This window comes from Streptomyces sp. NPDC058221 (genome assembly GCF_042882365.1).
GTDB lineage: Bacteria > Actinomycetota > Actinomycetes > Streptomycetales > Streptomycetaceae > Streptomyces.
Window position 1 is genome coordinate 1 of record NZ_JBHVWF010000223.1, and the last position, 9,070, is coordinate 9,070.

The window sequence follows — 9,070 nt, forward strand, 5'->3', positions numbered from 1 at the left end:
CGTTCCGCGCCCGGGAGACAGCGGGCGGACCCGCCGAGCGACCCGGCGTGAGCGGCGGCCGCGGAGGAACGGCACAATCTCCAACGACCGATGCGGTCGCAGAACAGGAAGGACCACCGACGATGGCCGAGGAACACTCCCCGCCGCTGATCCCGGACCAGCGGCGTGAGCAGTTGCTGAAGCACCTGCGGCGCGACGGAGTGCTCAGCGTTCAGCAGATCACCCAGCTCCTGGGCGTTTCGCACATGACCGTGCGCCGTGACATCGCCGAACTGGAGCGCCAGGGACTGGTCTTCTCCGTACCGGGCGGCGCCAGGATCGCCAGCCATCTGCAGAGCGAACCGAGCCACCAGGCCAAGACCCTCATCGAGCAGCCCGAGAAGCAGGCCATGGCCGCGCGCGCCGCGGGACTGGTGCAGGACGGGATGACCGTCTACCTGGACGCGGGCACGACCCTGCTCGCCATGGTCCCGCTCCTGGTGCACCACACCTCGCTGACCGTCGTGACCAACGACTTCACGACCGTCGACGCGCTGATGGCCGCGCCCCACCTCGACATCATCCATGTCGGCGGACAGGTGGAGCCCTCCAACCGGTCGAGCGTGGGCAGGCTGGCAGCCACCGTGCTGCGGCAGCTCGCTCTTGACATGGCCTTCATCAGCACCAGCTCGTGGGACCTTCTCCGCGGTGTGACGACCCCGTCCGAGCCCAAGGTCGAAGTCAAGCAGGCGGCCATGGAGTGCACCGGAAGCTCCGTGCTCGTGGCCGGGTCCTCGAAGTTCGGAACCTTCGGCAAATACCGTGTGGCACCTCTCAACGCCTTCGACACGATCATCTCCGACGGCGCGCTGGCCGACGCGGCAGCCGAGGGCGTACGCGCCTGCGGAACCGACCTCCACCTGGTGAATCCCTGACGGACACGCCTGCCGGCTGAGGCCCCGGACCGGAGCCGGCCGAGCGGCCCTGACGTGGCGCGGGCTCAGGCCCGCGCGTCCGCCGTCTGCGCGTCCAGTGCCGCGTACAACCAGTCGTGCGAGGACCCCGCAGTCGGTTCCGGCGGAGCACCCGGTGCGGTGATCACCTCGGCCACCAGCTCCCAGTAACGGTCGATCCGCGGATCGGCCGCCAGCTGTCCGGCCAGCAGGCGGCGGAAGGCGGGGGTGTCCCGGGTGCTGTACGCGCCGGCGTAGGCGTCCACGAAGCTGTCCAGCTCCTCGCCCGGCTTCGGCTCCCGCCCCCGGCGCAGCTGCCTGCCCGCCAGCTCGTAGGCGTCGGCCAGTCCCGCGTACAGGACATCCGGCCTGCCGGTCCCCGAGGGCCCGTGAGCCGCCGGCCGGCTGGGTCCGGTGCCCGTGCACGGGCGCGTGACGAAGGCGTACAGCCGGGCGAAGGCGAGTACCTGGGCAGGCTCCGGGGCGTCGGGCGGCTGCGGAACCGCCACTTCCAGGAAGGCCGAGCGCGCCCCGGCCGGCATCCGCGGGGGCAGCCAGGCCCGCCAGAACCGGGCCAGCGACGCCGTGTCCGGAGGGGCGGACACCGCGCCGATCAGACGCAGCCGGTCCGCCCGCTCATCGGGCCGGCACTGCTGCACCAGCCGCAGCCCCGCCTCCCGCCAGCGCAGGGCGCTCAGCTGGGAGCCCAGTTCGCGCAGCTGCCCCGCGACCGCGTCCTCCAGCACGCCACCCGCCCCCGCCGCCGCATCCTCCTCGTCGAGGATGCGGTGCACCTCGCGCACCGGCAGGCCCAGGGCGCGCAGCGAGCGCACCAGACGCAGTCGGCCGAGGGCTTCCGGACCGTACCGCCGGTGCCCCCCGGCGCTGCGGGCCGCCTCCGGCAGCAGCCCGCGGTCGGAGTAGAAGCGAACGGTCTTGACGGTGACGCCCGCGCGCTCGGCGAGTTCGCCGATGCCGCAGAGTCCGTCGGATGGCGGGAACACTTGAACCTCCCGCATGGGGAGTTTCTATCGTAGCGGCGGGCGCGGCCGGACGATCGTGGCAGGCCCGCCGACGACAGCGTGCTCGAGGAGAGGCCGATGACTGTATTCATCCTGGTACCGGGCATGTTCACCGGCGCACATGTATGGGAGGACACGGCCGCGCGACTGACCTCGGCAGGAGCCGAGGTGCACGCGGTGGCGCTTACCGGGCCCGGCGGGGCCGGCCGGGACACCGTCGACCTGGAGACCCACATCGCGGACGTGCTCGCGGTGATCGACCGGGTCGTGGCCAGGGCCCGTCAGCAGATCGTGCTGGTCGGCCACGACTACGGCATCCACCCGGTGCTGGGCGCCGCCGACCGGCGCGCGGAGCACATCGGCCGGATCGTCTATCTGGACGCGGGAATCCCGCAGGACGGTGTGCCCGCCCTGGCCGCGGTGCCCGACCCGACCCTGCGCCAGGAACTGGCCGAGCGCGCCGGTACGGGCGGGCCCCAGGGCGAGCTGTCCGCCCCGGCCCGCGACGAGTGGCCGCGCTGGGGCAGCACCGAGGGCGTCTCCGGCGCTGCGCTCGACCGGCTCACCGCGTCCGCCGCACCGCAGTCGCTGCGCACCTTGCTGCAGCCCCTGCGACTCACCGGCGCGGCCGCCGCGCTGCCCGCCACCGGGGTGCTGTGCGAGGGGAGCGGTGCGAGCATCGAGATGGTTCAGCGAGGGGTGGACCTCGGCGACCCCGTCGCTCAGTCGCTGGCCGATCCATGGGTGACGTTCTTCGAACTCCCCACCGGGCACTGGCCGATGCTCTCCCTTCCGGCCGAGCTGACGGAGGTTCTGCTGCGGGCCGCCGCGGGCGGGGGACACCGGCTGGTGCCGGCCGGGGAGGGCGAGCAGCCCGCGCATCTGCGGCCGTTCGTGCTGGACGTGCCGGACATCCCCCGTGAACGGAACGGGCAGGTCGACCTGTACCTGCCCGGTGCGGAAGGCCCGCGTCCGGCCGTGGTGTTCGTGCACGGAGGACCGGTGCCCGCCGGGGCCCTGCCGGCCCCGAGGGAGTGGCCCGCCCCGGTGGGGTACGCCCGGTACACGGCAGAGCAGGGGGCGGTGGGCGTGACCGTCGCTCACCGCCTGCACGACGTGGCCGACTACGCGCGGGCCGCCGCGGACGTGGCCGCCGCGGTGGAGCTGGTCCGCGCCGATCCACGGGTGGACGAGGACCGGATCGCCCTGTGGTTCTTCTCGGGCGGCGGCCTGATGACGGCGCCCTGGCTGCGACAGCCCCCGCCCTGGCTGCGCTGCCTCGCGGCCAGTTACCCGGTCATGGCGCCGCTGCCCTACCTGGGGCCGGTCGACGGCCGGTTCCGTCCGGTGGAGGCGGTGGCCGATGCGGGCGACCTGCCCGTCGTGGTCGTACGAGTGGGCCGTGAAACCCCCGCGATCGCCGCCACCGTCGAGGAGTTCCTGACCGCGTCCGAGAAGTGCGGAGCGGTGGTCGAGGTCATCGATGTCCCGCACGGCCGGCACTCCTTCGACACCGTCGACCCGACGGAGGAGTCGCGAGAGGCGGTGCGCCGTGCGATGCGCTCGGTGCTGGGCCGGCTGACGGGCTGATCCCGGCCTGGACGGGGCCATCGGTCACAGCCCCTACGGGACCGCGGCGCCGAGGACGTCCAGAAGAGCCAGCGCGTCGGCGCCGGGGGATCCCGTCGGCGCGCTGTAGAGCACGAGGCGCTGGTCGCGGTCGGTGAGCGTGAGCGCGTCGCAGTCGACGGTGATCTCCCCGACGGCAGGGTGGCGGAAGGTCTTGGTGAGCATCGAGGCGGCCTGCACGTCGTGCCGCTCCCAGAGCCGGGCGAAGTCGGGGCTGGCGGTGCGGAGCTCGTCGACGAGACCGGTCACCGCGGGATCGGCGGGATAGCGAGCACGGGTGGCGTGGAGCTCCATGACGACCCGGTGGCGGAACTCGGTGGCGTCGGAGATCCCGTACAGCGGCGCATCAGGTCGCTGTGGCCCGAGGAACGCCCGGCGCGCGAGATTACGGTCCTCCGGAGCGAGCTGGGCGAAGTCCTCCATGAGCGCGGCCGCAAGACGGTTCCAGGCAAGCACCTCGAATGCGGCGGATATGACGAAGGCGGCCGTCTGCGGCAGTCGGTCGAGGAGGGCGAGAATGCTGGGACGGACGTCGCGCCGGTGCAGCCGGGTGTGGGTCGGTGCGGTGCCCGCGAGGACGTGGAGGTGGTCGGTCTCGGCGTCGGTGAGCCGCAGCGCCCCAGCGATCCCCGCGAGGACCTCCCCCGACGGTCGCGACGCCCTGCCCTGCTCAAGCCGGACGAAGTACTCCGTGGAGATGTGAGCGAGTACCGCGGCCTCCTCGCGGCGCAGACCCGGTGTCCGGCGTCGCGGTCCGGAGGGGAGGCCGACGTCCTGGGGCCGGAGCCGCTCACGACGGCTGCGGAGGAACGCCCCGAGCTCCTGTCTGTCCATACGCCAAGTGTGCGCTCTGCCCAGTGCCGGATCCTGGTACTGATTGTGCCTGTATCCGGCCGAGATGCGGACTGACGCTGTTGTCATGACGAACGACAGCAACAACACGAACGGCACCGCCATCGCGCCCATCGGGCTGCTCGCCGGCAAGGTTGTGTTCATCACCGGCGCCAGCCGCGGCATCGGGGCGGCCGCGGCCCGTCTCTTCGCCGCCGAGGGTGCTGCCGTCGTGCTCGCCGCCCGCAGTATGGACGCCCTCGAACGCATCGTCACCGAGATCCGCGCCGGTGGCGGCATCGCCGACGCCCTTCCCCTGGACCTCGCAGACCGCGCGAACATCCGCGTCGCGGTCGACCGTGTCGAGGAGCTGCACGGACGGCTCGACGGGGCCTTCAACAACGGAGCGGTGCCCCAACAGCAGCCCGGCCCGGTCGAGATCACCAGCGACGAGGACATCGACGAGCAGTTCACCGTGAACTTCCGCTCGCACTGGACGGCCATGACCGCTGAGGCCGCACTCATGCGACGCAACGGCGGCGGGGCGATCGTCAACACCTCGAGCATCGGCAGCCGCCGCGCGAACCCCGCCCTGCCCGCATACGGCGCCATGAAGCGCGCGCTCAACAGCCTTACCGAGACCGCCGCGGTGAGCTGGGCCGGTGACCGTATCCGGGTCAACGGCATCACCCCCGGCGGCACCGCCACGGAGATGATCGACACCTGGGAAGCGGCGACTCCCGGCATCGTCGAGCAGATAACCGCGATGACCCCGCTCGGCCGGATGGCCGAGCCCCGGCAGATAGCCGAGGCCGCCGCATGGCTGCTCAGCGACAGGGCCTCGTACGTGACCGGCGCGATCCTGCCGGTCGACGGCGGCGCCGGTGCCTGAAAGGGAGGGGGCTCAGCCGCTCTGCCCGGTCGGGGAGAGACGCAGCTTCGCGGTCTCTCCCGCGGTGTCTCCCGCGATGGCGAGAACGGCGATCGACGGCTCGTTCACAGTGGAGGGCCCGCCCTGGTCGGGGCGCTGATCAAGCAGATTGGAGGTGAATCCGCTCGCCGCGCCCGAACTCAGGTCCACTCCTTCGGGGCCGACGTCGCTCACTGTGAACGGTCCCGCCCGGAGGCCGGGGCCGGCCGGGAGCTCGGTGCCCTGCGTCACGACGACCGTGCAGCTTCCGTCGGCACACGCCCGTAGCCCGGACGGTGTTGACGGCTTCATCGGCTCCACTGCGGTCGGCGACGGCGATGAGGAGGGCTTCGTGGGGCGTTGGCGTGGCGGGCGACGGTTCGGATGAACGCGAGCGTGCGGCCGCCCCGGGCACGCCCGCGTCGGAGCCGCAGCCGGTCAGTGCGGCGGCGAGGGCAAGGAGAGCGCAGCCGGCCCCCGCCGCGCCGCGCGCCGCGGAGAGCCCGGGCCTACGGCGGTGGGCCGATGATGACTCCGATGTGGTCATGGGGCCGTTCTGCCTGCCTGCCTGCCTGCCTGCCTGCCTGCCTGCCTGCGGGCGGTCGGGAGGGGGTCCCGTGCGCCCCCGGTTCGCAGGTCACGGCAGGGCCCCTTGGCCGACTTCTCGGAACGGCCACGAAGAGCGTGCGCGAACGCTTGGAAATTCCCCGTACCGGGGCGCGGCTGCGCGCCGATGAGTTCTGATCCATCTGACGGTCTCCACCCTTGGGGCCGCCTTGCGCGGCCCGGGACCACGCTGAAAGGGAGCACGATGATCGACTTGAATCCGGCCTGCCGCCGGATGGCCGATGTTCTGGCCGGCGTCACCAACGGCCAACTCGCCCACTTCACGCCCTGCACCGACTACACGGTCGGTGACCTCATCAACCACGTCGACGAGGTGGCACATGGTTTTGCCGCGCTCGCCCGCAAGGAGCAGGCCGGCACCGTTAACGGCGATGCCGGGGCGACGCCCTTCGACCGGGACTGGTGCGAACCCGTCACCGCGCACGTGCTGGCACTCGGCGAGTCCTGGACCGACCCGGCGGCCTGGCAGGGCAGTACTGACGCGGCCGGCGTGGAGCTGTCCAACGAACAGTGGGGCAGGGTCGCGCTGACCGAGATGGTCGTGCACGGCTGGGACCTGGCCGTCGCCACCGGCCGGCCCTTCGATCTGCCCGACGCGACGCTCCGGGCCTGTCTGGAGCATGTAGCCGAGTTCGTCCCCCGCGCACCCGTCCCCGCCCTGTGGGGACCCGCCGTCGATGTCCCCGACGACGCACCGCTCCTGGACCGGCTCGTCGCCATCACCGGCCGCAGCCCGCACCATCCGGGCCGACCGGGCAGCTATCCGCCGCGGTAGCCTTCGGCTCGCCGTCAGGCCGCCCCCGACGCCCGCCGCCCCTTGTAGTTGATCTTCATGGTGTCCATGTCCGTCGCCGTGGACCGCAGCTCGCCGTGGCCGTAGCCGCGCTCACGGAGATATCCCTGCGCACGGTCCTCGGCGATCACGGACGCCATCTCCTCGCCGTCCTCGGCATCCGACACCACCACGTACCGGAAGCTGAAGTGCTTGAGTACGCGGTCGTAGGTGAGCGACCCCTCCTCGGTGAACTGCATGGCGGCCAGACCGTGCTGCTCCAGCTCGGCCAGCAGCCGCTCGCGGGCCCCGTCCGTCAGCCCTTCCCAGGTACCGCGCACGATCACTCGGTAGGTGTGCTGCGTGGTCATCGTGTGTCACCGTCTCTGTAGCGTCCCGCAAACCGCATGCCGGGCAAGCCTATGGTCACGGGGACGGAACGCGCCCGGAATATTCGGCGGGTGCCCTGCCCGCCGAGCCGGCGGCCGGTGTCTTTGCCGAAGACGGACGGCCGATCCCCTGGCCCGGGCGGCCCCGAGCGTGTTCCATGGTCATCGGGGGGCGCCCGGACCTGCGGCGGCCCGCGTGAGGGAGCGAGGTTGCCTTGGCCACCACCGTACGACGTACCGTACTGACCCTGCCCGCAGCGGCGACGGGGCCTGAGAATCCACTGCCTGCGTTGCGGCCCCTCGACGAGATGCATGTCGTCGACGACCGTGACCGGGCAGGTCTGCCGCGCGACATGGCGCGCCAGATCGGCCACGAGCCCCTGGCCACCGTCCTTCCCGTTGCCGTTCTCGACGGGTACGGACGTGAGCGCACCCCGACCGGTCTCGACGCGATCGTGATCGAGAACGACAGGCTGCGTGCCACCGTGCTGCCCGGACTCGGCGGCCGGATCCACTCCCTCTTCCACAAGCCGACCGGCCGGGACCTCGTCTACACCAACCCCGTGCTCCAGCCCGCCGACTTCGCGCTCAACGGCGCCTGGTTCTCCGGTGGCATCGAGTGGAACATCGGCGCGACAGGCCACACCACCCTGTCCTGCGCCCCGGTGCACGCCGCCCGTGTCGCGGCTCCCGACGGCGGTGAGATGGTCCGGCTCTGGGAGTGGGAGAGACTGCGCGACCTGCCGTTCCAGGTGGACCTGTGGCTGCCCGACGGCTCCGACTTCCTCCACGTCGGCGTCCGGATACGCAATCCGCACGAACTCCCCGCGCCCGTCTACTGGTGGTCCAACATCGCCGTGCCGGAGGGCGAGCGCACCCGGGTGCTGGCCCCGGCCGACGAGGCCTGGCACTTCGGGTACGAGCGGACGCTGACTCGCGTCCCGGTCCCCGAGAGCGGCTCCGTCGACCGGACGTACCCGCTGCGCAGCGATTTCCCCGCCGACTACTTCTACGAGGTGCCCGACGGTGCCCGCCGCTGGATCGCCTCCCTCGACGAGGGCGGCCACGGGCTCGTCCAGACCTCCACCGACCTGCTCCGCGGCCGCAAGCTCTTCCTCTGGGGCAGCGGGCCGGGTGGCCGCCGCTGGCAGGAATGGCTCACCGAGCCCGGCACCGTCGGCTACGCGGAAATCCAGGCCGGACTCGCCCGCACCCAGCTGGAGCACGTGCCGCTGGAGCCCGGCGGTGAGTTCAGCTGGCTGGAGTCCTACGGACCGCTGTCCGCGGACCCCGCCGCCGTCCACGGCGACGACTGGGCCGCCGCCCGCGAGGAGACCGAGCAGCGGCTCGCCGACGCGCTGCCGCGCGCCGATGTGGACGCCGCGTACGAGGCATGGCGCCGCTCGGCCGACACCGAGCCTGGCGAGATGCTCGCCACCGGGTCGGGCTGGGGTGCGCTCGAAGTGCGGCGTGCCGGGTACAAGCTGCCCGGCACCCCGTTCGCCGAGTCGGCCCTCGGTGAACAGCAGGCGCCCTGGATGGAGTTGCTGGAACAGGGGACCTTCCCGGAGCCGCGCCGGGTGGCGCCTCCCGGACCGTCCCTGGTCTCCCCGCACTGGCGCGACATGCTGGAGACCGCCTCCGCCGAGCCGCTCACCGAATACCACCTGGGCATCGCCCAGTGGCACGCCGGCGACCGCGCCCAGGCGGTCCGCAGCTGGGAGCGCGGACTGGCCCTGGCCCCGTCCCGCTGGCCGCTGCTGCGCTGTCTCGCCGTCGCCGCCCAGGAGGGCGGCCAGCGGGAGCTGGCGGCCGACCACTACACGGAGGCGTTCGACGACCTCTGCGCCGAACGCCGGGACGACGGCGACGCCTGGACGGCGGCCACCGCCGCCCTCGGCCGGGAGGCGATGGGGGCGCTGCTGACGGCGGGCCGGCCCGGACCGGCCCGTACGGTC

At 72.5% G+C, this 9,070-nt stretch carries 9 protein-coding genes; 5 read left to right on the plus strand and 4 right to left on the minus strand.

Annotation, left to right across the window (positions count from 1 at the left end; all coding sequences use genetic code 11):
• The first annotated feature begins 122 nt into the window (after positions 1 to 122).
• Complete coding sequence (locus tag ACFVW8_RS36850; protein ID WP_389697993.1) at positions 123 to 914, plus strand: DeoR/GlpR family DNA-binding transcription regulator; 792 nt, start codon at positions 123 to 125, stop codon at positions 912 to 914.
• Positions 915 to 979: 65 nt separating this feature from the next.
• On the opposite strand, the gene ACFVW8_RS36855 is transcribed toward ACFVW8_RS36850, so the two are convergent.
• Complete coding sequence (locus ACFVW8_RS36855; RefSeq protein ID WP_389698009.1) at positions 980 to 1,936, minus strand: MerR family transcriptional regulator; 957 nt, start codon at positions 1,934 to 1,936, stop codon at positions 980 to 982.
• Between the two features lie 96 nt (positions 1,937 to 2,032).
• Between ACFVW8_RS36855 and ACFVW8_RS36860 the strand changes: the two genes are divergently transcribed.
• The gene (locus ACFVW8_RS36860) at positions 2,033 to 3,544 is read left to right on the plus strand and encodes an alpha/beta fold hydrolase (protein ID WP_389697995.1); all 1,512 of its coding nucleotides are present in this window, start codon (positions 2,033 to 2,035) and stop codon (positions 3,542 to 3,544) included.
• Positions 3,545 to 3,577: 33 nt separating this feature from the next.
• On the opposite strand, the gene ACFVW8_RS36865 is transcribed toward ACFVW8_RS36860, so the two are convergent.
• Positions 3,578 to 4,417: a helix-turn-helix transcriptional regulator gene (locus tag ACFVW8_RS36865; RefSeq protein WP_389697997.1), complete on the minus strand. Its 840-nt coding sequence runs from the start codon at positions 4,415 to 4,417 to the stop codon at positions 3,578 to 3,580.
• 85 nt (positions 4,418 to 4,502) lie between these two features.
• On the opposite strand from ACFVW8_RS36865, the gene ACFVW8_RS36870 reads away from it, so the two are divergent.
• A complete protein-coding gene (locus tag ACFVW8_RS36870) occupies positions 4,503 to 5,306 on the plus strand; it encodes an SDR family NAD(P)-dependent oxidoreductase (protein ID WP_389697999.1) in 804 nt (267 codons plus the stop codon).
• Positions 5,307 to 5,318: 12 nt separating this feature from the next.
• Here the strand turns inward: ACFVW8_RS36870 and ACFVW8_RS36875 are convergent, their stop codons facing one another.
• Positions 5,319 to 5,576, minus strand: a complete 258-nt coding sequence (locus tag ACFVW8_RS36875; RefSeq protein WP_389698001.1) for a hypothetical protein — start codon at positions 5,574 to 5,576, stop codon at positions 5,319 to 5,321.
• 559 nt (positions 5,577 to 6,135) lie between these two features.
• Here ACFVW8_RS36875 and ACFVW8_RS36880 point away from each other — a divergent pair.
• On the plus strand, positions 6,136 to 6,726 hold the full coding sequence (locus tag ACFVW8_RS36880; protein ID WP_389698003.1) for a TIGR03086 family metal-binding protein: 591 nt from the start codon (positions 6,136 to 6,138) through the stop codon (positions 6,724 to 6,726).
• A gap of 14 nt (positions 6,727 to 6,740) precedes the next feature.
• On the opposite strand, the gene ACFVW8_RS36885 is transcribed toward ACFVW8_RS36880, so the two are convergent.
• Positions 6,741 to 7,094, minus strand: coding sequence for a DUF6204 family protein (locus tag ACFVW8_RS36885; RefSeq protein WP_389698005.1), 354 nt, complete (start codon positions 7,092 to 7,094; stop codon positions 6,741 to 6,743).
• Between the two features lie 233 nt (positions 7,095 to 7,327).
• Between ACFVW8_RS36885 and ACFVW8_RS36890 the strand changes: the two genes are divergently transcribed.
• Positions 7,328 to 9,070: DUF5107 domain-containing protein (locus tag ACFVW8_RS36890; RefSeq protein ID WP_389698007.1), on the plus strand; the 1,743-nt coding region annotated here is incomplete at its 3' end.

What these genes read in the sequence shown, in the direction of transcription:
- ACFVW8_RS36865 (WP_389697997.1), bottom strand. Translation starts at nt 4,417, where the DNA reads ATGGACAGACAGGAGCTCGGGGCGTTCCTCCGCAGCCGTCGTGAGCGG.
- ACFVW8_RS36885 (WP_389698005.1), bottom strand. Translation starts at nt 7,094, where the DNA reads ATGACCACGCAGCACACCTACCGAGTGATCGTGCGCGGTACCTGGGAA.
- ACFVW8_RS36880 (WP_389698003.1), top strand. Translation starts at nt 6,136, where the DNA reads ATGATCGACTTGAATCCGGCCTGCCGCCGGATGGCCGATGTTCTGGCC.
- ACFVW8_RS36860 (WP_389697995.1), top strand. Translation starts at nt 2,033, where the DNA reads ATGACTGTATTCATCCTGGTACCGGGCATGTTCACCGGCGCACATGTA.
- ACFVW8_RS36870 (WP_389697999.1), top strand. Translation starts at nt 4,503, where the DNA reads ATGACGAACGACAGCAACAACACGAACGGCACCGCCATCGCGCCCATC.
- ACFVW8_RS36850 (WP_389697993.1), top strand. Translation starts at nt 123, where the DNA reads ATGGCCGAGGAACACTCCCCGCCGCTGATCCCGGACCAGCGGCGTGAG.